The 22,606-nt window shown below is 70.8% G+C and carries 25 protein-coding genes and 1 pseudogene; 11 read left to right on the top strand and 15 right to left on the bottom strand.

The genetic code is table 11. The features are described 5' to 3' along the window. Nucleotides 1-43: 43 nt before the first annotated feature. Nucleotides 44-574 carry an AAA family ATPase gene (locus tag ACIQR3_RS12455; RefSeq protein WP_403537649.1) on the bottom strand — a complete coding sequence of 177 codons (531 nt, stop codon included), beginning with the start codon at nt 572-574 and terminating at the stop codon, nt 44-46. A 130-nt stretch (nt 575-704) separates the two neighbouring features. On the opposite strand from ACIQR3_RS12455, the gene ACIQR3_RS12450 reads away from it, so the two are divergent. The 3 genes from ACIQR3_RS12450 to ACIQR3_RS12440 all read left to right on the top strand — a co-directional run bounded on the left by ACIQR3_RS12450 (nt 705) and on the right by ACIQR3_RS12440 (nt 2,492). Then, nucleotides 705-1,313: a helix-turn-helix domain-containing protein gene (locus ACIQR3_RS12450; protein ID WP_403537647.1), complete on the top strand. Its 609-nt coding sequence runs from the start codon at nt 705-707 to the stop codon at nt 1,311-1,313. A 90-nt stretch (nt 1,314-1,403) separates the two neighbouring features. Beyond that, nucleotides 1,404-2,051, top strand: a complete 648-nt coding sequence (locus tag ACIQR3_RS12445; RefSeq protein ID WP_403537645.1) for a hypothetical protein — start codon at nt 1,404-1,406, stop codon at nt 2,049-2,051. A gap of 105 nt (nt 2,052-2,156) precedes the next feature. After that, nucleotides 2,157-2,492, top strand: coding sequence for a DUF2516 family protein (locus ACIQR3_RS12440; RefSeq protein WP_215170612.1), 336 nt, complete (start codon nt 2,157-2,159; stop codon nt 2,490-2,492). A 39-nt stretch (nt 2,493-2,531) separates the two neighbouring features. On the opposite strand, the gene ACIQR3_RS12435 is transcribed toward ACIQR3_RS12440, so the two are convergent. The 3 genes from ACIQR3_RS12435 to ACIQR3_RS12425 form a co-directional block, all read right to left on the bottom strand. Beyond that, nucleotides 2,532-3,950, bottom strand: coding sequence for a PP2C family protein-serine/threonine phosphatase (locus ACIQR3_RS12435; RefSeq protein WP_403537643.1), 1,419 nt, complete (start codon nt 3,948-3,950; stop codon nt 2,532-2,534). 292 nt (nt 3,951-4,242) lie between these two features. Beyond that, the gene (locus ACIQR3_RS12430) at nt 4,243-5,310 is read right to left on the bottom strand and encodes an NlpC/P60 family protein (protein WP_403537641.1); all 1,068 of its coding nucleotides are present in this window, start codon (nt 5,308-5,310) and stop codon (nt 4,243-4,245) included. Nucleotides 5,311-5,576: 266 nt separating this feature from the next. Continuing rightward, nucleotides 5,577-6,362, bottom strand: a complete 786-nt coding sequence (locus ACIQR3_RS12425) for a class I SAM-dependent methyltransferase (protein WP_403537640.1) — start codon at nt 6,360-6,362, stop codon at nt 5,577-5,579. 330 nt (nt 6,363-6,692) lie between these two features. On the opposite strand from ACIQR3_RS12425, the gene mshA reads away from it, so the two are divergent. From mshA to ACIQR3_RS12410, 3 genes are read left to right on the top strand one after another with little or no spacing between them, the layout of a single operon-like run. Beyond that, nucleotides 6,693-8,030 (top strand): D-inositol-3-phosphate glycosyltransferase, encoded by a 1,338-nt coding sequence (mshA, locus tag ACIQR3_RS12420; RefSeq protein WP_403537639.1) that lies wholly within the window; start codon nt 6,693-6,695, stop codon nt 8,028-8,030. Then, nucleotides 8,023-8,541, top strand: coding sequence for a YbjN domain-containing protein (locus ACIQR3_RS12415; RefSeq protein ID WP_403537637.1), 519 nt, complete (start codon nt 8,023-8,025; stop codon nt 8,539-8,541). Before mshA ends, ACIQR3_RS12415 begins: the two co-directional genes overlap by 8 nt. Before the next feature lie 53 nt (nt 8,542-8,594). Continuing rightward, nucleotides 8,595-9,401, top strand: a complete 807-nt coding sequence (locus tag ACIQR3_RS12410) for a hypothetical protein (protein ID WP_403537636.1) — start codon at nt 8,595-8,597, stop codon at nt 9,399-9,401. Here the strand turns inward: ACIQR3_RS12410 and ACIQR3_RS12405 are convergent. Next, nucleotides 9,394-10,221 (bottom strand): AraC family transcriptional regulator, encoded by an 828-nt coding sequence (locus ACIQR3_RS12405; RefSeq protein WP_403537634.1) that lies wholly within the window; start codon nt 10,219-10,221, stop codon nt 9,394-9,396. The two genes, ACIQR3_RS12410 and ACIQR3_RS12405, sit on opposite strands and share 8 nt — an antisense overlap. 49 nt (nt 10,222-10,270) lie before the next feature. Between ACIQR3_RS12405 and ACIQR3_RS12400 the strand changes: the two genes are divergently transcribed. Together ACIQR3_RS12400 and ACIQR3_RS12395 are read left to right on the top strand one after the other, a co-directional pair. Then, nucleotides 10,271-10,708, top strand: coding sequence for a DUF2000 domain-containing protein (locus tag ACIQR3_RS12400; protein ID WP_215166137.1), 438 nt, complete (start codon nt 10,271-10,273; stop codon nt 10,706-10,708). Between the two features lie 60 nt (nt 10,709-10,768). Continuing rightward, complete coding sequence (locus ACIQR3_RS12395) at nt 10,769-11,332, top strand: dihydrofolate reductase family protein (RefSeq protein ID WP_403537632.1); 564 nt, start codon at nt 10,769-10,771, stop codon at nt 11,330-11,332. A 214-nt stretch (nt 11,333-11,546) separates the two neighbouring features. On the opposite strand, the gene ACIQR3_RS12390 is transcribed toward ACIQR3_RS12395, so the two are convergent. The 6 genes from ACIQR3_RS12390 to ACIQR3_RS12365 all read right to left on the bottom strand — a co-directional run bounded on the left by ACIQR3_RS12390 (nt 11,547) and on the right by ACIQR3_RS12365 (nt 16,299). Then, complete coding sequence (locus ACIQR3_RS12390; protein WP_403537630.1) at nt 11,547-11,987, bottom strand: hypothetical protein; 441 nt, start codon at nt 11,985-11,987, stop codon at nt 11,547-11,549. 12 nt (nt 11,988-11,999) lie between these two features. Next, nucleotides 12,000-12,800, bottom strand: a complete 801-nt coding sequence (locus tag ACIQR3_RS12385; protein WP_403537812.1) for an aminoglycoside phosphotransferase — start codon at nt 12,798-12,800, stop codon at nt 12,000-12,002. Between the two features lie 84 nt (nt 12,801-12,884). Further along, a complete protein-coding gene (locus ACIQR3_RS12380; RefSeq protein ID WP_403537628.1) occupies nt 12,885-13,013 on the bottom strand; it encodes a hypothetical protein in 129 nt (42 codons plus the stop codon). A 16-nt stretch (nt 13,014-13,029) separates the two neighbouring features. After that, complete coding sequence (locus tag ACIQR3_RS12375) at nt 13,030-14,130, bottom strand: radical SAM protein (RefSeq protein ID WP_403537626.1); 1,101 nt, start codon at nt 14,128-14,130, stop codon at nt 13,030-13,032. Nucleotides 14,131-14,177: 47 nt separating this feature from the next. Then, complete coding sequence (locus ACIQR3_RS12370; RefSeq protein ID WP_403537624.1) at nt 14,178-14,543, bottom strand: hypothetical protein; 366 nt, start codon at nt 14,541-14,543, stop codon at nt 14,178-14,180. A 505-nt stretch (nt 14,544-15,048) separates the two neighbouring features. Further along, nucleotides 15,049-16,299 carry a helix-turn-helix domain-containing protein gene (locus ACIQR3_RS12365; RefSeq protein ID WP_403537622.1) on the bottom strand — a complete coding sequence of 417 codons (1,251 nt, stop codon included), beginning with the start codon at nt 16,297-16,299 and terminating at the stop codon, nt 15,049-15,051. A gap of 75 nt (nt 16,300-16,374) precedes the next feature. Between ACIQR3_RS12365 and ACIQR3_RS12360 the strand changes: the two are divergent. After that, a pseudogene (locus ACIQR3_RS12360) lies at nt 16,375-16,599 on the top strand (putative quinol monooxygenase); the annotation flags it as partial. A gap of 105 nt (nt 16,600-16,704) precedes the next feature. Here the strand turns inward: ACIQR3_RS12360 and ACIQR3_RS12355 are convergent. Then, nucleotides 16,705-17,964, bottom strand: coding sequence for an MDR family MFS transporter (locus ACIQR3_RS12355; protein ID WP_403537620.1), 1,260 nt, complete (start codon nt 17,962-17,964; stop codon nt 16,705-16,707). 153 nt (nt 17,965-18,117) lie between these two features. Between ACIQR3_RS12355 and ACIQR3_RS12350 the strand changes: the two genes are divergently transcribed. Beyond that, nucleotides 18,118-18,879 (top strand): phosphoglyceromutase, encoded by a 762-nt coding sequence (locus ACIQR3_RS12350; RefSeq protein ID WP_215166147.1) that lies wholly within the window; start codon nt 18,118-18,120, stop codon nt 18,877-18,879. Nucleotides 18,880-19,218: 339 nt separating this feature from the next. Here ACIQR3_RS12350 and ACIQR3_RS12345 read toward each other — a convergent pair whose 3' ends face one another. Together ACIQR3_RS12345 and ACIQR3_RS12340 are read right to left on the bottom strand one after the other, a co-directional pair. Further along, complete coding sequence (locus ACIQR3_RS12345) at nt 19,219-20,295, bottom strand: hypothetical protein (protein WP_403537618.1); 1,077 nt, start codon at nt 20,293-20,295, stop codon at nt 19,219-19,221. A 493-nt stretch (nt 20,296-20,788) separates the two neighbouring features. Further along, a complete protein-coding gene (locus tag ACIQR3_RS12340; protein WP_403537616.1) occupies nt 20,789-21,430 on the bottom strand; it encodes a DUF4232 domain-containing protein in 642 nt (213 codons plus the stop codon). A gap of 373 nt (nt 21,431-21,803) precedes the next feature. Between ACIQR3_RS12340 and ACIQR3_RS12335 the strand changes: the two genes are divergently transcribed. After that, nucleotides 21,804-22,019 carry a hypothetical protein gene (locus ACIQR3_RS12335; RefSeq protein ID WP_215166151.1) on the top strand — a complete coding sequence of 72 codons (216 nt, stop codon included), beginning with the start codon at nt 21,804-21,806 and terminating at the stop codon, nt 22,017-22,019. Nucleotides 22,020-22,301: 282 nt separating this feature from the next. On the opposite strand, the gene ACIQR3_RS12330 is transcribed toward ACIQR3_RS12335, so the two are convergent. Beyond that, nucleotides 22,302-22,550: an SCO4226 family nickel-binding protein gene (locus ACIQR3_RS12330; RefSeq protein WP_403537614.1), complete on the bottom strand. Its 249-nt coding sequence runs from the start codon at nt 22,548-22,550 to the stop codon at nt 22,302-22,304. Nucleotides 22,551-22,606 lie beyond the last annotated feature (56 nt).

Raw genomic sequence — 22,606 nt, 5'->3', positions numbered from 1 at the left:
CTGCCCACCAGAACGAGCTGAGGAAAACCGCACCCCGCCGGCCTCAGCCCTTGACCGCCTCCGCGATCCGCTGGGCGGCCTCGGCCGGGGTGAGGCGCGTGGTGTCGACGACCTCGGCCTCGGCGTGCAGCCAGGTGCGGGCGGCCTCGGCGTAGGGCTCCAGGTACTGGAGACGGAACGGGGAGTCCGGCCCGACGACCGTGTCACCCGCGATGCGCTCGCGCAGGGCCGCCCGGTCGGCGTGCAGGACGAAGTGCCGCACCGGGATGCCGTGCCGGTCGAGGCCGGTGCTGATCTCACGCCAGTACTGCTCGACCAGGACCGTCATCGGCACCACCAGGGTGCCGCCGGCGTAGTCGAGCACCCGGCGGGCGGTCTCGACGACGAGCGGTCGCCACGGCGGCCAGTGCTGGAAGTTCTCCGCCCCGGCGCCGGGCAGCTTCGGCTTGATGTCCATGAGCGTCTCGCCGACCTTCTCGGCGTCGAACACCCGCGAGTCCGGAATCAGCCGCTGCACGAGCGCGCCGGTCGTGGTCTTGCCCGCGCCGTGGGTGCCGTTGAGCCATACGATCATCGGCGCTCACGGTAGCGGGCCGGAGCCGTCGGGCGCGTGGGGCAGGTGAACACGCGGGCCGCAAGGCTGAGGAGTCACTGTTGCAAGCACCTTGCTTGCAATAGTTAGCAGAGTCGTGCATCGTGGAGGCATGGCATCGCTCAACGTCGGCAATCTCGGTGAGTACCTGCGCGAGCAGCGGCGCAACGCGCAGCTGTCGCTGCGGCAGCTCGCCGATGCCGCGGGGGTGTCCAATCCGTATCTGAGCCAGATCGAGCGCGGGCTGCGCAAGCCGAGCGCGGAGGTGCTCCAGCAGGTCGCCAAGGCGCTGCGGATCTCCGCCGAGACGCTGTACGTGCGGGCCGGGATCCTGGATGCCGAGCGGGACCGGGAGGAGTACCGGCGGGACGGTGCGACGACGGCCGTCATCCTCGCCGATCCCACGCTCACCGAGCGGCAGAAGCAGGTGCTGCTCCAGATCTACGAGTCGTTCCGCAAGGAGAACGGGTTCGTGGCCGGTGCGCAGGGCGCGGCGGAGGCTCAGGACGCGGAAGGGGGCGACGGCGCCCCCGGCGGTGCCCGCGACGACGTACGCGACCACGTGCGCGACGACGTTCGTGACCACGCGCGCGACGACGTACGTGACCACGCGCGCGACGACGTACGCGACGACACCTCCATACGCGGCCCGCGCGCGGCCGACGCGCGTGCCCGCAGGACCGGCGGCGACGACGCCGCCCCGCGGCGGACGGCCGGGTAGGAAGCGGCCACCGGCCGCCGGCCCCGCGCGGGAGACCCGTACGACGCCCCGAAAACCCTCAGCCGAACGTGATCCGGGAGGACCGTCACCATGGCCATCACCGACGATCTGCGCAAGACCCTCAGCGACCCCACGCCGCTCTACTTCGCCGCGGGCACCGCGGACCTGGCCTGGCAGCAGGCCAAGAAGGTGCCCGTCCTGGTGGACCAGCTGCGCACCGAGGCCCCCGCCCGTATCGAGGCGGTGCGCAACACCGACCCCAAGGCCGTCCAGGAGAAGGCGAGCGCCCGCGTCAAGGAGACGCAGGGGACGCTCCAGACCAAGGTCAACGAGTTCATCGGCTCCCTCGACACCGACCTCAAGAAGCTCGGCGAGACCGCCCAGGACCTCGCGCTGCGCTCGGTCGGCGTGGCCGCCGAGTACGCCGTGAAGGCCAAGGAGACCTACGAGAAGGTCGCCGAGCACGGCGAGCAGGCCGTGCGGACCTGGCGCGGCCAGGCCGCCGAGGGCATCGAGGACGTCGCCGAGGAGGTCGAGGAGCTGGCCGTGGCCGTCGAGCCGAAGGCCGAGCCGGTCAAGGTCGAGGAGGAGAAGCCCGCCCCGGCCACCCCGGTGGCGACTCCGGCGACCGCCGCCGCGGCGAAGAAGACCCCGGCCGCGCGGAAGGCCCCGGCGAAGAAGACCGCCACCACCGGCACCGCCGACACCACCAAGAAGTCCGCGCCGTCCGCCAAGTGACGACGGCGGAAGCCACGGACCGGGCACCCTCGGGGTGCCCGGTCCGTTGTGCGGGTACGGTGACGGCGTAGGGACGACCCGAGTCTGGTGGTGGACGTTGTGCTGATGCAGGGGTTCGCGGGCTTCATGTGGCTGCTGAGCATGGCCCTGATCGTGTTCAGCGGCTTCGCGTTGATCGACGCGGCCACGCGCCGTGAGGACGCCTACCGCGCGGCCGACAAGAAGACCAAGCCGTTCTGGCTGATCATCCTCGGGCTCGCCTTCGTGGTGAACCTGATCTTCAACATCCTGTCGTTCCTGCCGGTCATCGGTCTCATCGCCACGATCGTGTACATGGTCGACGTACGCCCCGCGCTGCGCGGCCTGCCGGGCGGTGGCCGCAATACCCGCCGGGGCAGCAGCAGCGACGGTCCGTACGGGCCGTACAACGGGGGCCGCTGACTCCCGCGCGGGCCGGCTTCCGCGCGGCGGGCCGACGGCTCAGGCCGGCCGGTCCAGCAGCACCACGGCCACGTCGTCCGCCAGCTCGCCGCCGTTCAGGCGGCGGACCTCGTTGACGGTGGCCCGCAGCAGTTCCTCTCCCCGCAGGCCCTCCTCGCGCTGCCGGCGCACCAGCTCCACCATTCCGTCCTGCCCGAGCCTTTCCCGGCCCTCGCCGACATGGCCCTCGATCAGCCCGTCGGTGTAGAGCATCAGGCTCCACTCGGCCCCCAGCTCCACCTGCGTCCGGGGCCAGCGCGCCCCCGGCAGCAGCCCGAGCGCCGGGCCGTTGTTGTCGTACGGCAGCAGCCGCGCGGGTACGCCGGGGCGGGCGACCAGCGGTGCCGGGTGCCCGGCCAGGCACAGTCCGGCCCGGCGGCCGTCCGGCGCGATGTCCACGGTGCACAGCGTCGCGAAGATCTCGTCGTCCCCGCGCTCGTGCTCCAGCACCTCCTGGAGCGTGCCCAGCAACTGGTCGCCGCAGAGCCCCGCCAGGGTCAGCGCGCGCCAGGCGATCCGCAGCTCCACGCCGAGCGCCGCCTCGTCCGGGCCGTGCCCGCAGACGTCGCCGATCATGGCGTGCACGGTGCCGTCGGGGGTGCGGACGACGTCGTAGAAGTCGCCGCCGAGCAGGGCGCGGGAGCGGCCGGGCCGGTAGCGGGCGGCGAACCGCAGCGAGGAGCCCTCCAGCAGCGGGGTCGGCAGCAGGCCGCGCTCCAGCCGGCGGTTCTCCTGGGCGCGCAGCCTGCCCTCGGCCAGCCGCCGCTCGGCGGAGTCGGACCGCTTGCGCTCGACGGCGTACCGGATGGCGCGGCTCAGCAGCCGTCCGTCCAGTTCGTCGCGGAAGAGGTAGTCCTGGGCGCCGACCGCCACCGCCTCGGCGCCGCGCTCGGCGTCGGACGACGAGGTGAGGGCGAGGACGGCGTGCCGGGGCGCGAGTTCCAGTACGTGCCTGAGGACCGCCAGTTCGTCGTCGTCCGCGCCGCCGGGGGCGGGGAGGGCGAGGTCCAGCAGGATGCAGTGGACGTCGTGGGTCAGCAGCCGCTCGGCCTCGGTGAGGTTGCGGGCGGTGCGGACGCGGATCGGCTTGCCGGTCTGGTCCAGCAGGTCGGGCACGATGGGCGAGCCGGCCGGGTCGTCCTCGATGAGCAGCAGGGTCAGGTTGGCGTGCGCGGCGGGCTCGGCGGCGGTCGGTTCCTGGTGGGAGTCCTGCCCGCCTGTGCCTGTGCCGGTGCCGGTGCCGGTGCCTGTGCTTGTGCCTGTGCTGGCGCCGGTGCCTGCGCTGGTGCCGGTGTCTCGGGTGGTGTCCTTCCGTGGTGGGGCCTGTTCGACGGAAGCGCCGCCGTCATGGGACGCGGCCTGCGCCTGACCACTCTCCACGGCCGGGATCGCTCTCTGCCGCGGTACGGGTACGGGCATCGTCCTGGTTCCTTCCCTCCCCCCGAGGGCATGGCGGGGCGAGGGACCTCGACCCACCGACGGGGACCATAGCGGGTGCCGGGCGGGCAGCGGAATGGTGCACGGCACCTGGGCTTGCCAACGGCCACTGTCATATGCCGCGTTCCGTACCGCAGTTGGACAGCCATCCGGGCCCCGGGGGATGACGAACGTCACGTCGCCGCTCGGGCCGCACCGGGCGACGACGTGGGGTCGGTCACGTGGTTTGCCTCATGCAGTGGTGTGCCTCACGCCCGCCCGTGTCACGCGCCCGTCACTCCTCGGGCCGGACCACCCCGAGGATCGGCATCGTGCCCGCCCCCGCGACCGTCACCGTGCGCCCCGGCCGGGGGGCGTGCACGACCTTGCCGTCCCCGACGTACATCCCCACGTGGCTGGCGTCGTCGAAGTAGATGATCAGGTCGCCGGGCCGCATGTCCTCCACGGCCACGCGCTCCAGCTGCCGCCACTGCTCCTGCGAGGTGCGCGGGATGCCCTGGCCGGCCGAGGCCCAGGCCTGTGACGTGAGCCCGGAGCAGTCGAAGGACTCCGGGCCCTCGGCGCCCCAGACGTACGGCTTGCCGATCTGGGCCGTGGCGTACCGTACGGCCTTGGCGCCCTGCTCGGTGACCTCCGCGCCGGTCCCGTCGAGGACGCCGGAGTCGAGCCAGGCGCTCTGCGCCCGCTTCGCCGCCTCGCGCTCCAGCCGGGCGAGGCGCTCCTTCTCCTCCTTCTCCAGCTCGGACTCCAGCTTCTCGGCCGCCGCGATGCGCTGCTCCACCGTCTTCCGCGCGGCGGCCTTCGCCGCGCGGTTGGCCTCCATCCGCTCCCACTGCTCGGAGGCGTCCGCCGCGTAGGTTTTCAGGGCCGCCTGAGCGCGCTTCATCTCGCCGAGGAGGCCCTTGGTGGCGCGCTGGCCCTGGAGCACCCGGCCCGCGCCGTCCAGGAACTCCTGCGGGTCGTCGCTGAGCATCAGCTTGGCCTCGTCGGGCAGGCCGCCGGTGCGGTACTGGGAGCGGGCCGCGGCGGCGGCGCGTGCCTCCAGGTCGTCCAGTTCCTCCTGGCCCTCGACGATCTTCTTCGCCAGCTCGACGACCTGCGCGGACTGCTGCTCGGCCTGCTCCTCGGCCGCGTTGTACGCGTCGGTGGCGGCGGCGGCCTCCCGGTAGAGGCGGTCGAGCCGGTCGCGTACGGCTTCCAGGTCCTTGTCCGGGGTGACGGTGACCGTCGGGGCCGGGGTGGGGCCCGGGTCCGCGAACGCCGTGCCCGGTGTGGTCAGCACCGTCACCGCGCAGACCACGGCCACGGCCGCGGTGATCAGGCCACGCTTCCCCGAACCCATACCTCTGCCCCCACGCTGATCAACCGTCAGTTACGCCCCGTTTCCCCGGGGATCGTGCCATGTCGGATCGCGAAGCGACAGAGGCAGTCAGAGACCGACAGAAGCCGTTCTTTTCCCCGTTGTCCCCCAGGAACACCTCGTCCCCCAGGAACACCACGCCCCCGAGCCGCATCACGCCCCCGAGCCGCACCTCGCCTCCCGCCCGTATGACGAACGGCACGAAACGATCGTTCCTGGCATCCCGTCGTCCCGTCGCTCCGCACAGGTCACCCGCGCGGCGCCAACGCCCCCCACCGCACCGTCACCTCCCCCTGCCGCCACCGCGCAGGCCCGTCCGTCACCGGCCAGTCGGCCGTGAGGTCCCGCACCGCGCGCATCCACCGCTGGCGGGCGCCGTAGGAGGCGTAGGGCGCGGCGGCGGCCCAGGCGCGGTCGAAGTCGCGCAGGAAGGCGTGGACCGGCTCGCCGGGGACGTTGCGGTGGATCAGCGCCTTCGGCAGCCGTTCGGCCAGGTCCGAGGGGCGGTCCAGGGAGCCGAGGCGGGTCGCGAAGGTGACCGTGCGCGGCCCCTCGGGCCCCAGCGCCACCCACACGTGCCGCCGCCCGATCTCGTCGCAGGTGCCTTCGACCAGCAGTCCGCCGCGGGAGTGCCCGGCCGCCGGGGCGAGCCGCGCGCACAGCCGCCGCCACACCGCGGCGACCTCGGCCTCGTCGTACTGGCGCAGCACGTTCGCGGCGCGGACCAGCAGGGGGCGGCCGGGGAGCGGGATCTCGAAGCCGCCGTGCCGGAAGGCGAGGCCCTCGCGCGCGTACGGCTCGGCCGCCGCGACCCGCGCCGGGTCGATCTCGACGCCCACGACACGCGCGCGTGGCGCCACGCCCCGCAGCCGGTGCAGCAGCTCGACGGCGGTCCAGGGCGCCGCCCCGTACCCGAGGTCGACGGCGACCGGATCGCCGGCCCGGCGCAGTTCGGCGCCGTGCGTGGCCGCGATCCACCGGTCCATGCGGCGCAGCCGGTTCGGATTGGTCGTCCCGCGCGTGACCGTGCCCACGGCGCGGGTCCCCCCGCTCGCCGAACGGAGCCGTGGCTGAGGGACGGGCGTGGCGCGGGGAGGCATGCCTACGAGGGTAAGCGGCGGTTCCGGAGCGGAGCCGCCGGTCGTGTGCCGGGGGCCATCGGGGACACCCGGGGTGTCCGGAACGGGAACGCGAACGTCCGGACAGGCCCGTACGCAACCACGTGTCGAACGGTTGAGCGATGAACGGCAATGATTCGGTAAAACCGAGGAAACCGGAATGAGGCACAGCGCTCCCGCGTTGCACTCCGGTGGAGGGCGAGGCGCGCCCTCGGACCGGCCGCCCGCAGCAAGGAGGAACGCCCCGTGAGCCAGTACGCCGGCAGGCTCGGGCGTCGCTCGGCGGCGGCCCCCGCGCGCCTGCGGCCCCGTCGCAGGCCCCGTCGCGTCGCCATGCTCTCCGTGCACACCTCACCGCTGCACCAGCCGGGAACCGGCGACGCCGGCGGCATGAACGTCTACATCGTGGAACTGGCGCAGCGCCTGGCCGCGATCAACATCGAGGTCGAGGTCTTCACCCGGGCGACCACCGCCGCCCTCCCGCCGACCGTGGAACTGTCCCCCGGCGTCCTGGTCCGGCACGTCGACGCCGGCCCCTACGAGGGCCTCGCCAAGGAGGATCTCCCGGCCCAGCTGTGCGCCTTCACGCACGGCGTGATGCAGGCGTGGGCCGGCCACCGCCCCGGCCACTACGACCTCGTCCACTCGCACTACTGGCTCTCCGGCCACGTCGGCTGGCTGGCCGCCCAGCGCTGGGGCGCCCCCCTGGTGCACGCCATGCACACCATGGCCAAGGTCAAGAACGCCAACCTGGCCGAGGGCGACACCCCCGAACCCGCCGCCCGGGTCATCGGCGAGACCCAGATCGTCACCGCCTCCGACCGGCTGATCGCCAACACCCAGGAGGAGGCCGGCGAGCTGGTCCGGCACTACGCCGCCGACCCCGCGCGCGTGGCCGTCGTCCACCCCGGCGTCAACCTCGACCGGTTCCGCCCCGCCGACGGCCGCGCCGCCGCCCGCGCCCGCCTCGGCCTGCCCCAGGACGCGCTGATCCCCCTCTTCGCGGGCCGTATACAGCCCCTCAAGGCCCCCGACGTCCTCCTGCGCGCCGTAGCCGTGCTGCTCACCGAGCGCCCCGAGCTGCGCTCCCGCATCGTCGTCCCCGTCGTGGGCGGCCCCAGCGGCAGCGGCCTCGCCAAACCGGAGGGCCTGCAGAAGCTGGCGGCCCGGCTCGGCATCGCGGACGTCGTACGGTTCCGCCCGCCCGTCGGGCAGGACCAGCTCGCCGACTGGTTCCGGGCCGCGTCCGTGCTGGTGATGCCGTCCTACAGCGAGTCCTTCGGCCTGGTCGCCATAGAGGCGCAGGCGGCCGGCACCCCGGTGCTCGCCGCGGCGGTCGGCGGCCTGCCGGTCGCGGTGCGCGACGGGCGGACCGGCTTCCTGGTGAACGGCCACGATCCGGCCGCGTACGCGCGCGTACTGCGCGATTTCGCCGACCACCCCGACCTCGTGCCCCGCATGGGCGACGCCGCTGCCCGGCACGCGCGGTCCTTCGGCTGGGACACGGCCGCCGCCGCCACCGCCGACGTCTACGCCGCCGCGATGCAGTCCCACCGCCGTCGCGTACCCTCCCACCATGGCTGACGATGCACAGCGGACGGCGGCGCGGACCGTCGAGGAGGCCCTGCGGGACGCCAGCCTGGAGTGGGAGAGCCCCGAGCCCGGCAGCTACGTCGTCACGCTCCCCGGCACCCGCAAGCTCTCCACCACCGTCTCCCTGATCGCCGGCCGCCACTCCCTCTCCCTCAACGCCTTCGTCATCCGCCACCCCGACGAGAACGAGCCGGGCGTCCACCGCTGGCTGCTGGAACGCAACCTCAGGCTCTACGGCGTCAGTTACGCCGTCGACCGCCTCGGCGACATCTACGTCACCGCCCGCCTCCCCCTCCCCGCCGTCACCCCCGACGAGATCGACCGCCTGCTCGGCCAGGTCCTGGAGGCCGCCGACGGCGCCTTCAACACCCTGCTGGAGCTGGGCTTCGCGAGCGCGATCCGCAAGGAGTACGAGTGGCGCACGGCACGCGGTGAGCCGACCCGCAACCTGGACGCGTTCACGTCGCTCACCCAGCGCCCCACCGGCGACGACGCGAGCTGAACAGCCTGTTAATCTGCGGCGATTTCACCCTCCCTACCAGTGAGAGGCCGTGCATGAGCACAGGCAGAACCGGCACCGTGGCCGCGGCGCTCGCGGGAGCGCTCGCCCTGGCGGCGTTCACCGCCCCGGCCGCGGAGGCCGCCGACACCGGCATAGCGGTGTCGAAGGTGGTCCTGAACAAGGGCAAGCCCATCGTGGTGGGCACCACCGCCGAGGTCGAACCGACGATCAGCTTCCACGTCAGCTGGCCCGCGGGGTACTCCATGAGCACCGTGGACTTCGATCCGTTCCTGTACCACGGCACCACCGCCGCCAAGGGCGCCGAGTCCGGCGGCATCTACGCGGGCTCGTACACCTGTTACGAGGACGGCACCCGCGCCGCCGACTGCGAGGGCACCCTCTACATCGACCCGCCCTACCGGCTGGACTCCAACAACGACGCCACCACCTGGAAGCTCGCCGTCCACGCCATGCTGTGGACCAAGAGCGGCAGTGTGAAGGCGGAGGAGTACCTGACCGGCCTCGGCACCGTCCCGGTCAAGCGGGCCGCGAAGGTGACCGTCAACGCCTCCCCGGAACCGGTCGCCAAGGGCAAGACCCTCACCGTCACCGGCAGGGCCACCCGCGCCGACTGGGTCAGGCACACGTACACCGGCTACGCCGGCAAGCTGGCCAAACTCCAGTTCCGCAAGGCCGGCACCAGCACCTACGCCACGGTCAAGACCGTCCGCGCGAACTCCGCCGGCGACCTGAGGACCACGGTCAAGGCCTCCACGGACGGCTACTGGCGCTGGACGTTCGGCGAGACGTCCACCACGGGCGGCGCGACGGCCGCCGGGGACTACGTCGACGTCAAGTGAGCACCGTGGCCGTACTGGTCCGGTAGCGGCCGGGGGTCACCCCCACCAGCTTCTTGAAGTGCCGGGTCAGATGGGCCTGGTCGTAGAAGCCGGTGGCGGTGGCCACCTCGGCCGGGGCGTCGCCCGCGAGCAGCAGCCGCCGGGCCCGGTCCACCCGGCGGGACATCAGGTACTGGTGCGGCGCGATCCCGTACGCCCCGCTGAACGCCCGTACCAGATGGGCCGGATGGGCCGGCAGCAGCGCCGTGGCCTCCTCCAGGCTGAGCCCCTCGACGAGCCGCTCGTCGAGCAGTTCGCGCAGCCGCCGCGCGAGCACGGGATCCCGGCGCGCGGGACGGGCCTCGGCCGGCCGCAGATGCGTGCGCAGCCGCTCCCCGATCAACGTCAGCCGGCTCTCCGCCTCCAGCGCCTCCCCGGGCCGCGCCAACGCGGCGTGCAGCTGCCCCACCCTGCGCCGCAGCACGGGGTCGCGCACGTCCGGCCGGTCCACGGCCGGCCCGATCAGATCGTCCCCCAGCCGGGAGCCGTCGAGGTACAGCACCCGCTTGCGGAAGCCGCCCGGCGTGGCGGGGGAGCCGTTGTGCGGGACGTGCGGCGGCAGCAGGGTCACCGTGTCGTGCGGGGTGCCGTGCTCGTGCCGGTCCAGGTCGTACCGTACGGCCCCGTCGTCCACGATCAGCAGCGTCCACGCCTCGTGCACGTGCATCGGATAGGCGTACTCGGTGAACCGGGCGTGGAAGACCTCCACGACGCCCGGGACGCGCGGACGCCAGGCGGAGACGGCGGTTCCGTCCCTGAGTGCGCTCCTGGGTACGGCCATGCAAAAAACGTACAAGACCGGTCCGCGGACCGGCCGCCATGCTCGCATCATGGAAGGCACGACTGACACCGAACCCGTCCGCTTCGACACCAAGATCGCCGTACTGCTCCGCGCGGACCTGGAGACCTGGCAGCGCCTGAACGTGACCGCGTTCCTGGTCAGCGGCCTCGGCCCGCAGGTCCCCGAGGTGGTCGGCGAGCCGTACGAGGACGCGGACGGCGTCCCCTACCTCCCCATGTTCCGCCAGCCGGTGCTGGTCTTCGAGGGCACGAAGGAGACCCTGAAGACGGCCCACACCCGCGCCCTGACCCGCGCCCTGCCCCGCTCCGTCTTCACCGCCGACCTCTTCACCACCGGCAACGACCGCGACAACCGCGCGGCGGTACGCGCCGTCCCCACCGCCGACCTGGACCTGGTGGGCCTCGCGGTGTACGGGCCGAGAAACGCGGTGGACAAGGTGCTGAAGGGGGCGCGGATGCATCCGTGAGTTCCGCCCGGGGCGCTTGAGGAGGGACTACGGTCGAAACCGTCACCGAGGAGGCCCCCGATGCGCAGCGTGACCTATTCGATGAATGTCTCACTCGACGGCTACATCGTCGGACCGGACGGCCGCTTCGACTGGTCGGACCCCGACGACGACGTCTTCCGCTTCTGGATCGACGAGATCCGAGACGTCGGCGTCCATCTCCTGGGCCGACGGCTGTACGAGACGATGCTGTACTGGGAGACCGCCGACCAGGACCCGTCGCTCGACGCGTCGACGCGAGAATGGACCGCGCTGTGGAAGCCGCTCCCCAAGGTGGTGTTCTCCCACTCCCTCACGGCGGTTCAGGGCAACGCCCGCCTGGCCTCCGGCGACCCGGCGCAGGAGATCGAGCGGTGGCGGGCCGAGCCGGGAGAGGGCGACATCGCGATCGGCGGCGCGACCCTCGCCGCCGACGTGGCCGCGGCGGGCCTGATCGACGAGTACCGGACCATCGTCTACCCGGTGCTGGTCGGCGGCGGCGTCCCGTTCTTCCCCCGGAATGAACGCCGGGTGGACCTCGAACTCGTCGAGACCCGGACCTTCGGGTCAGGGGTTGTCTACCTCCGTCACCGAGTGGCTCGATAGGAAATGCCGAGCTCCGCGGCTCTCGGCGATACGGAGAACGTCCGTCAGGGACTCGGCCAGACGCGTGAGCTGTCTCTGCCGCGGCGCCCTCGGCGTGGTGGCAGTAGACCTATGGATCACCTGGCCGAAGTATGCGAGGGCGCTACGGGACCGGCGGGGCATGAGTCCGCCCGCCGGCCTTGGGGCCGACCGGCGGACTTGTGGGCAGGGTGCCTTACTGCCGTTCGAGGAACCCGGCGAGTTCGGGTAGCTGCTTGCGAGGGAAATGCAGCAGGGCGGCCGCGTCGAGTCCCTCCGGTACAAGGGGGACATGCATACGCCAGGAACCGGGGCGCCATCGGTGGCTGACCCGGTCGGCGAACGCCGGCGCTTGCGAGAGCAAGGCAACGAGGCGCACAGCGTCGGTGATCGGGAGCTTGACCAAGGCCCAACCGAGGTGATAGGCGATGAACCCGTCGGCGCCGTAACTGAGGGGCTTTTCGGCTTGTGCCCGGACACCTGCGGTTGCCTCGCCGACGTCTTGGCAGCAGGCGAGCGTCGTGTAGTCGAGGCGCCACAGTTCACGGATGGTGGGAACCATGTCCGTGTCGATCTCGACCGACGTGCCCTCGCGGGTGGTGAGTGTCCTGTGCGGGTGAATGAGCGGGTCCGGCATGGGTGCGCCTCCTCAAGAACGACGGTAGGCGGCCCATTGGCCGGCTGCGGCGGCGAGATCGTGAATCCACGCGATGTCGGGTGCGTCCGCGGCGATACCGGCCCAGAGCCGCTCTTGAGCGGTCGCGAAGGCGTCGAGGGCACGCCGGGGCGCGGTGGACCACGCGGGCGTCTTGGCGGCCCACTGTTCAGCGGCTGCGGGCGTGTGGCCGGCTGAGGTGAGCCAGACGACCCAACAGGCCGCGTCGATCCATGCGGCGCCGCGTGTCGGCCATGCCCAGTCGACGACGCGGGCGGCGTTGTCCGCGATCAGGACGTTGTCGGGGTGCCAATCGGTGTGCAGCAACGTCTTGCCGCGCAGCAACTCGGCGTCATGGGGGTCGTCGATGTAGTCCGCGAGGCGCTGCTCGATGTGCTTGAGTTCCAGGCCGACCGGGGCCCGGACGCCGGAAAGGGTAATGATCGCCTCGGCGACGAGCGGCAGGTCGTCGGAGTGCGGGCGGTAGTCCGCGGGCCGGCCGTCGAGGTGCTCGAAACCGAGCAGGTCCCAAGTCCCATCGTTGATCCGCCAGAGCAGGCGTGGGGCGAGAGGCGCCACATAGGGGGTGATCGTGGCCTCGCGGGTCTGTGTCCACGCGCGAGGGTGGTCGGTGCTCATTCCCTTGACGAAGACACGACCGGCGCGGGTGTCGAGGGTGGCGGCGATCTCGCTGTTGAGTCCCCTGCTGGCGGTTTCTGCTGCGTAGACAGGGCCGGTACGGGCCTCGACGGCCTCACGGGTGGCGTTGGGCAGGTCTTGCCATTGCAGTCTCATGGTCACCACGGCGGGAGTGTAGGTGGTCGGGCGGTACACGCGAGGCCGCTCGCGCGGGGCGGGCGGCCTCAGGACGGGGGCGGCTCAGTTGTACGGGTTGTCGTCTCCGCAGCCCCTCATGACGTCGCCGCCGGCGATCTCGTCGAGGTCGACGAACTCGCACTCGTCCTCGGGGGCAGGTCGTACGGTGATCTCCACTGCTGTGGCAGTCATGGGCGTGCTTCCTTTCTCAGGCGTGCTGGCAGTAGCGGTTCAGAGGCGAGCCGGCTCGGCGGTGCATCTTCACGACCGGCATGCACGTGGTGCACTTCTTCTGCAGGGCGCAGCTCGTGCATGCGTCCTGACGCTGAAGTGCCCGGTCAGCGATGGCGCCGAGCCGCGCCAATCCCGCGACACCCTCTTTGAGCAGTGGTATCGGGTGGTCACGGGAGACCTTGCAGACGGTTGCCAAGCCGAAGGGGTTCACGTTGAGGGACGTGTGGCCGGCGTCGCATCCAGTGAAGGGGGATTCCTTGCCGAGGAGCTCCGGGACCTGCTCAGCGAGGGGCTCGGCGCCGCCTGCGAAGGTCGGGGAGATGTGGGCGTACTCGCGGACGCGCGAGGCGTAGCGGTGGGCGAGTGCCCGCATGGCCTCGGCCTCGTGGGCGTTCCTGCGGGTGATGATCACGCTCAGGGACAGCGGCAGACCGGCCTCGGCGGCTGCGGTGAGGCCGCGCATGAAGTTGTCGAAGGAGCCGCGGCGCTGTGTGAAGCCGTCGAAGGTCTGTGCTGTGGCGCCATACACACTGAGCGTCACCCGGTACGGGCGCCGGGAGGTGAGCAGGTCGAGCATGGCCGGGCGGTGCAGGGTGGACCCGTTCGTCAGGATCTCCACCATCATCCCGAGGTCGTACGCGAGCGCGTACGTCTCCGGAAAGTGGCTGTCGATCGTGCACTCGCCCCCGCCGAGTTCGATCCACACGATTCCCGCGTCGCGCAGGATGTGCAGCAGGCACTCGCGAGGCTTCCATGCGAGACCCTCGTGCACCTTGTCGCCGTAGACGCAGTGGCCGCACGCCCAGTTGCACCCGTTGTTCACCTCGTACGAGGCGCGACCGTGGCCGTATGGAGAGGGAGAGCGGATCAACAGCGCGTCACGTGCCGGGCTTTCTCCCAGATCGAGCCGCCAGCGGCGCCGAGCGGCTTTGCGCAGCCACTCGGGAATCGGTCCCTTGATCGTGGCATCGCGCAGTTCCACGTATTGGTGTTGCTTGATCCTGATGCCTGCGGCGCTTCCCGGGCGTAAGACAAAGCAGTCCGAGAGGAACGGAGCGACGATCAGCTGATGCATTGCGACCTCCAATGGCAGAGGGAGTATGCGTACAAGTCGGGTGGGTCTCACCGGGCAGACGGAAGGTCGGTGTCCCCGCGTGGGCTGTGCTCATCGCCGGCATCGAGTACAGGCAGCCGCGCTCCGCGGCTCTCGGCGACGCGGAGGGCGTCTCGCAGAGCCTCGGTCAGCCGGGCGGAGAGGAACCTCAGCTCGCCGGCGCTCGCTCCGGGGGTACTGAGCAGCGCCTGTGCGTGGCTGACCAACTCGGCGCCCATCCCGAGCTGCACGGACTCGATCCGGTCCGCGACCCGGGAGACGTAACCCCTTCCGCTGCCGTCGGTGATGAGGTAGCAGGGCTTTCCTTCGGGGCCGGACCAGGGCAGAAGACGGGTCAGCCGGCGCGGGGCGGGAGTGGTCGGGTCGGTGTCCATCACGCGGCCACCCTTTCGCCGGTCGTCCCGACGCCCTGGACCGCCACCCCGTGGAACCGGCGTGGGCCGACATGGGGACAGCGGTACTGACGCTGTCGTTGCCGACGACGCTTCAGGTGCTCCCGCTGGCCAGGGGCGACGAGGTAGGGGCGTACGAGAGGGGAGTCCTTGCCTCGGAGGCGGGGCTGGTCGGCCGGCCGGTGATGTACGCGGGGCTCGGTGCGGACGTTCGGTGCGGTGGCCGACCGTCGCGATACGCGAACGGGACGCGAGACGGCGCGGTGCCGACCGCGCGGAGGGAACATCAGCCTCAGCAGCAGCGCGCAGAGGCGGGCGATACAGTGCGGCATGTCTACCTGGTTCCTTCAGGTGGGCCATGCCCCCGGGCCGTGTCAGCGGTCGCGGGGGTCCGTCATCGATGACGGCGCTGTAACGCTAGGGCGAGCGAGCCGGTACGGACAGTGACGCCATGTGCCACTGCCCCGACCGACTGGGACAGGACGTCCTACCCCTCGATGTTCAGACGGTCCGCGAGTTCCAGGACGGGCGAAGTCCGACGGCGTTCCCGGTTGCGCAGGTCGGTCACCAGGCGGCGACTCGTGGAGTGGTAACGCATCCACTCCGGGGCCGCGCGCTCGGCCGCCAGGAGAGCTTGGAGTGCGCCGCCGTCCCTGTTGAGGTCCGCGTGAGCGAGAGCGCGGTCGACATGGAAGCGTGCACGCCACGTCGGCGGCAGTGACGCCAGGCCGGTCACCGCACGCGCCGCACGGAGCGCCTCGCAGGTGTCCCCCATCTCCACGAGGAAGTTGACCTCTGCCACACCCACGTTGGTCGGGCCGAAGGGTGTCGCGTAATCGAGCCGGTCCACCCCGATCCGGGCCGCCGCCGCCCTGGCCATGCTGAGGAACTCCCGGACGGCGTCCCGTCGTTCCAGCCGGACCGCAGCGGTGGCGGCGCGGAGCAGCAGGACTCCCCACAGGGCGAGTTCGAGGGGGTGGGACCTGAAGCCCGGCTCGATGCGCTCGGCTGCTGACAGTGCGACTCGCTCGGCATCGGCCAGGCGGCCCTGTTTGGTGAGGACCCATGCGAGGCTGGAGTAGCCGACCGATTCCAGATGAGGATCATCCGCCCTCGCGACTGCGGCCATGGAACGCTCCAGAGCGGTGAAGGCCGCGTCCTCCTTCCCGAGCGCGGTGAGAGTGGTGGCGGCGACCTGATAAGCCTCGGCGAGGACGGAGTGGGCTGCCGCCGCATCGGTGCCGCTGTGCGACCGCGCTGCGTCCTTGGCGTCCCGGATCAACTGGGGGAGCAGGGTGCCGATCTCTCCTAAGCGTCCTTCGCGCCGAATGCGCTCGGTCGAACGCAGGGAGTTCCGCAACTGGGCGATTGCAGGTGGCTCTTCCGGCTCCGCCTCTTCTTCGCCGATCAGATCGGACACGGGTGAGACGGCCTGTCGCAGCGCGAGAACAGAGGGCGGGTCCTCCTCGCCACGCACCTCGAAGGTGGTGGGCTGGCCGAGGAGAGCGGACGGTTCGACGTCCAGCGCACGCGCCAACGCGTTGATGGTGGCGAGGCGGGCGGTCTGCCGTACTCCCTGTTCGAGCTTGCGGACGATGTCGACCGACAGGCCGGCATGTTCGGCGAGTCCTTCCTGCGTCAGCTTCCGACGCACACGCAGCCGGGCCACCCGGTCCCCGATACTGGCTTCTTCGTGAAACTGCAAGGCGTACCCCCGCGAGTCGGTCTTGCTGACCACGTTACGTCGCGCGGGCATCGCATGCGGTGACGAGTCAGTGCCTGGCGGAGTCAGTGCCATTGGCAAGGAGCGCCCATGAGTGAGGGCTTCGGGCTGGTCGTCCGCTTCACGTTGCGCGATCAGCAGGCGGACACCGCCTTTGACGGCCTGTGTGCTGAGACCTTGGCAGGGATCAAGTCACGAGAGCCAGAGACGCTGACCTACGTCATGCACATTCCTGTGGATGAGCCGCTGGTCCGCGTTTTCTACGAGTTGTATGCCGACCGGACCGCGTTCGAGGCGCATGAGGAGCAGTCGCACACCAATCGGTTCCTGGCCGAACGCGAGCAGTTCCTGACCGGCACGGAAGTGACGTCCCTGGACGCCATCGCCGGAAAGCGGGCGGTGCAACCGGGTTCGTCCCCCTCAGGCCCGGCTGACCTCCGCCTCCGCAGGTGCGGGCCCGCCGTCGGTGACGGTGGACGCCGTCGCGGACAGCCGCCGCATCAGCACCCCGTACCCCACCGCGGCCACCGTGCCGATCACCGCGCACACGCCCCACAGCCAGGCCGCGCCGTACCGGTCGATGACGAAACCGCTCATCAGCGGCGCGACCAGCGCGGCGACGGACCAGGACATGCTGTACATGCCCTGGTAACGGCCGCGCCCCCGCGCCGGCGAGAGCTGGACCACCAGCCCCGTCTGGGTCGGCGCGTTGACGATCTCGGCCAGGGTCCACACGCACACCGTGAGGGCGAAGACGCCGACCGACCCGGCGAAGGCGGTGAGCCCGAATCCGTACCCGGCGAGCAGTGACGACACGATCAGCAACCGCCGGGGATCGCGGTGCTCGATGAAGCGGGTCACCGGGATCTGGAGTACGACGATGAGCAGGCCGTTGACGGCGATGGCCAGGCCGTAGTCGGCCGCCGAGAACCCGGCGTCCCCCATCGCCACCGGCAGCCCCACGGACCCCTGCTGGAAGATCAGCGCCACCAGGAACGACAACCCCACGACACTCATGAACCGCCCGTCGCGCAGCACCGTGCCCAGCGACACGGGAACCTCGTCGGTCGTGGCCGCCCGGACCTTCGGCCGGGACTCGGGCACCTTCAGGAAGACGACGACCGCGCAGACCAGCGTCATCCCCGCCTCGATCAGGAACCCGGCGAGATAGCTGAACTCCGCGATGAACCCGGCCGCCATGGACGACACGGCGAACCCGAGGTTGATCGCCCAGTAGTTCAGCGAGAAGGCCCGCACCCGGTCCTCGGGCCGCACGATGTCCGCCATCATCGCCTGCACGGCCGGCCGCGAGGCGTTGGAGGCCGCGCCCACCAGGAAGGCGACGGCCGCGATGGCCACCGGGTCCCGCACGAAGCCGAGCAGCGCGACGGAGGCCGCCGTCGACGTCTGCGCCACCAGCAGCGTCGGCCGCCGCCCCAGCCGGTCGGCCATCACCCCGCCGGCCAGCGAGGAGATCACCCCGCCCAGCCCGTGCAGGGAGGCGACGAGACCGGCGTACGAGGCGGAGTAGCCGCGGTCCAGCGTCAGGTACAGCGCCATGAACGTGGCGACGAAGGCACCGAGCCGGTTGACGAGGGTGCTGGTCCACAGCCACCAGAACTCGCGGGGGAGCCCCGAGACGGACTCCCGGACGGCACGTATCGGACCGGCGGCTGGCATGGATCCCCCGTAGAGCAAATGTAAGCACCGAACAAGCAAGCACACCTTACTCATCCGTCGTCCCGGCGACCACTGGATTAACACCCGGCCCGGGCCGTCCGTCCACCGGGCACCGGGGGCGGCCGCCGCGGGGCGTCGATTACGCTCGGACCCATGGCCGACGCACCGTACAAGCTGATCCTCCTCCGCCACGGCGAGAGCGAGTGGAACGAGAAGAACCTGTTCACCGGCTGGGTGGACGTCAACCTCACCCCGAAGGGCGAGAAGGAGGCGACGCGCGGCGGTGAGCTGCTGAAGGACGCCGGCCTGCTCCCCGACGTCGTGCACACCTCCCTCCAGAAGCGCGCCATCCGCACCGCGCAGCTGGCCCTGGAGTCCGCCGACCGCCTCTGGATCCCGGTCAACCGCTCCTGGCGCCTGAACGAGCGCCACTACGGCGCCCTCCAGGGCAAGGACAAGGCCCAGACCCTCGCCGAGTTCGGCGAGGAGCAGTTCATGCTGTGGCGCCGCTCCTACGACACCCCGCCGCCGGCGCTCGCCAACGACGCCGAGTACTCCCAGTTCTCCGACCCGCGCTACGCGACCCTCCCGCCGGAGCTGCGCCCGCAGACGGAGTGCCTGAAGGACGTCGTCGCGCGGATGCTCCCGTACTGGTTCGACTCGATCGTCCCCGACCTGCTGACCGGCCGGGTCGTCCTGGTCGCCGCCCACGGCAACTCGCTCCGCGCCCTGGTCAAGCACCTCGACGGCATCTCCGACGCCGACATCGCGGGCCTCAACATCCCCACCGGCATCCCGCTCTCCTACGAACTGGACGCCGACTTCAAGCCGCTCAACCCCGGCGGCACCTACCTCGACCCGGACGCGGCGGCGGCGGCGATCGAGGCGGTCAAGAACCAGGGCAAGAAGAAGTAAGCACCCACGAACGAGCCCCCTGCCCGCGAGTCCTTCGCCGGGAGGGGGCTTTTTCGGTGCGTCCGGGCCGTTGCAAGGCATCGGGTGGCGGGGCAGGGCCCGGTCCTGTGTGCACGCCGCCGCATGTTTCCGCAGGCGGCGCGAGCCGATCGGTCGTGGTGAGCGCGGGCTCGTACTCGTGCTGCAGGCACGCGGACGGCCCTGCGGCCGGGCACTCGGCAACGAGATCCTCGGGCCACGGGGGCGTCGACGCGGTCTTCTTCGGCGCTCCCTTCATCGCCGACCCCGACCTGGTCGAGCGCTTCGCGCGGGGCACCCGCTGTGGGAAGGAGCTGACGTTCAGGGACGTGATGCTCGGATCTCGACCTCCGTCGTGACGGTCGCCTTGCTCTCACTTCCCCTCGCGGCGATCTCCACCTTTCCCTCGTGTCCTCGCCGGCACTCGTTCTCCTCGACGGCGATCTCCACGGGGCCGATCTCGCCGCTGCTGTCGGCTCGGTACGTGTGCCGGCCGCCGGGGGAATCGTGGGAGCAGGACCCGGAACGCGCGGTGATATGGACGTCCTCGCCTGGCATGAACCGCTGACCGGAAAGGATGAACGTATCTCCGGGGTGGACTGCGGCGGGTTCGGGGAAGATGAGGGGAGGCAAGGTCTCCCTCGAACTGCGAGAAGGCGCGAAATCCCGGTCCGGCCTCGTGTCTCCGAGGCTGTGCGCGGTGGTGGAGGCGGTGACGGACGATTCCGGAGGGGTGGTCGTGCCGTCCGTGTCTCTCGCCAGGTTCACTCCGTTCGTCACCGCTCCGACGACGAGGGTCACCACGACGCCGGCCAGGGCCAGCTTCTCGGTCCTCTTCCAGTCTTCCTTCGCGTTGTCGCTCAGGAGCACGCGGGAGCCGAGGCGTCGTTCGACATAGAGGAGGAGCAACGAGCTGAACAGCGCGGTCGTGATCCAGTTCCAGGCGAACTGGCGGGTGCCCAGGACTGCGACGGCCGCCGCCAGGGTGGCACCCGACAGGAGGCACCGCAGCGCGATGTGGACCCCATGGGTCAGCAGCTTGTCGACGAACGTCGGCTGTGGTTCGAGGATGCTCTTGATCTCGCGGACGAAACCCGGGGCGAAATAGTCGTCGTCCCCTTGGGCCACGAGCTTGATCGAGCTTCGCTTCACGCTCATCCGGAACGAATTCCGGCCAGAAAATGCCTCGATCGAAAAAGTGCGAACAATAGTCGGCGATCCGGCTCTTTGCGTCACGGAGGCGAGGGACTTGTTCTTATGCTCGTAACGTCCACTCGTTATGCAGTATTCGATGTGATCGAGGGGGTGGAATTTCTGCTCTACGGCAGCCGTGATGTTGTCGAGCTGGGCCTTGCTGATGGTGCGTCCGGCGAGCTTGCGCCTGAACCTGCACGCCATTGGACTCTGTGCCTCTCTTTGTGTCAGCCCCGCGAGGTCTGAAGTGCAAAAATGCAGCCACTTGGTAAGCGGCTGCTCATTCGCAATGGCTCAGAATGGGCACCGACACGGCTTACTCTGAGTCCGTCTTCACTTTACTGCATCCGATAACGCCCCGTACCTGCCGCCCGGGGTGCCTCGTGAGCCTCAAACGTGAAGAGACGTCACTTTCCACTTGTTCGATAGAGCAAAACGTTTCTTCGGGTGAATGATCGAGCACATTCCAACGTGTCCGCACATTCTCGCGCGCGCACGCGGAACCTGACGCACCGAGAAGCACGTCCGCGTCTGCTCCGGCAGGAACAAGTGACGGATGCCCCCTACGCAGAACGCCGTCGCGCCTGCCGATCACGTGCGTACACGACAGACGCGACCGGATCGAGCGACGGTCGCTCGATCCGGTCGCGTCTGTCCTGGCCGGCGGCGGCCCGGAGAGAAGCCCGAGGAATCCGCCTCAGCTCGCCCCGCCCTGGCCCACGCTGCCCATCGGGCCGACCTTGACGGTGGAGCCGGAGCCGTCGGTGACGGGCAGGGAGGCGGCGCCCGGCCAGTCGAGGGTGACCGACTTGGTCTCGTTGGGCGGGGTCACCACGAGGCCCGTGATGCGGACGCCGGAGCCGCCGGAGTCGTTGACCGGGTAGGTGATGCCGAAGGACACCGACTCCCCGTCCGCGAGGGTCACGGGGTCGGAGTCCTGGCCGGTGCGCTCGGCGGACAGGTCCCCCGCGTTGGTCTTGAGGTCGACGCCCGCGTAGCCGGACAGGATGCAGTCCTGGCCGCCGCCGTTCTTGAACGTGACCGCGACCATTCCTTCGGGGTCACCTCCGATGGTGGCGTCCGTCGCGGTGACCTCCAGTGCGTCGGTGCTGCAGTTCCCGGCCGCGGCGTTCGCGTCCGAGCCGGTCCCGGACCCGGTGGCCGTGCCCTGGTCCGTGGCGGACTCCCCGGCGGAACCGCTGCCCGCGGACGACGCGGACGACGCGGTGGACGCGGACGTCCCGCTGCTCTGTGCCGCGCTGTCGTCGCCGTTGCAGGCGGTGAGCGAGAGGCCGGCGGCAAGGGCCAGGGCGGTGAAGGTGAGCTTGCGAACGCGCATCGTTTCTTCCTCGGTCTCGGTGGGACGCGGTAGCGCTGCTCGGTCCGAGTCGGAGTCGGAGTCGGTACGAGCGGGCGTTTCTGACAACGAGGAGCCGCCGGACCCGTTGCTCCGTTCCGCCCGGCCGCCCGTCAGGACACCCCTGTTACAGAGTCCCCGGACGGCCCTGGACGACGGGTCCGGACCCGTCGCCCGCCGGGACGGAGCTGTGACCCGGCGGAACTTGACCACGGACGTACCGGCGCCCGCACGGCGAAACCGCCCTGCCGTCACGCCGCCAAGGCCAGGTCACCGGGCCGATCGACCGCGATTGAGTCGTTCCCGTGCTCCGCCGGGGCCCCGTGGGCCGTGAGGGCGGGTCATACTGAGGTCAATGACAAAGCCACTGAAGCGCCATCTGCCCACCAGTCCCTTCAAGGCACCGGTCGCACCGCCGCTCAAGGAGTTCGCCGTCGGCGACCAGGTCACACACGACATGTACGGCCTCGGCCGGGTCATCGGCATCGAGGACGGAATCGCGGCGCTCGTGGACTTCGGTTCCGCCCGGCAGCGCATCCTGAGCCCCTACGCCAAGATGAGCAAGCTCTAGACCGCGGCGACCGACCGCTACACGAACGGGAGATCTCTCATCGACTCGACCTCGCTGTTCTCCGCTCCCGAGGGAGCGTACAGCCACGCCACCGCGGCCTCGCCGCCGCCGGTGACCAACCCCTTCCTGACCCCGGACCTCGGCCCGGAGGAGGACTGGACCCCGGCGGACGAGGAGCCGGCGTCTTCCCGGACCCGGACCTGACTCCACCGCCGCCGCCGGGTCCGCCCGCGTCCTGAGCAGCGGCACACACCTTCCCGCACGTACGACTCGTACGACCCGTCACACCGTGAGCGGCACCTCGTGGATCTCGTCGGCGCGGTGGCCCGCCTTGGTGTGGACGCGCTGCACCGCGTCCGCGGACGGCGCCTCGGAGAGGCAGTAGACCGTGCCGGAGTCCGGGTCCGCCCAGGCCCGGGCGAAGTGCACGTCCTCGTCCTTCTCGATGGCCAGATCCGCCTGGTGTGCCTGGTGGAGCTGGTCGGCGGTGATGCCGTGCATCCCGTGATGGACGTCCATGAATCGAGCCATGGCCTCGCACCTCCTGCGGTCGCGGCGGTCGTCCCTCTTCCGTTCGCCCCGTTCGC

The organism is Streptomyces sp. NPDC090994 (assembly GCF_044768905.1).
In the GTDB taxonomy this organism is placed as follows: domain Bacteria; phylum Actinomycetota; class Actinomycetes; order Streptomycetales; family Streptomycetaceae; genus Streptomyces.
Note: the sequence above shows the minus strand (reverse complement) of the source record. Positions and strands in the feature narration are given on the sequence as shown.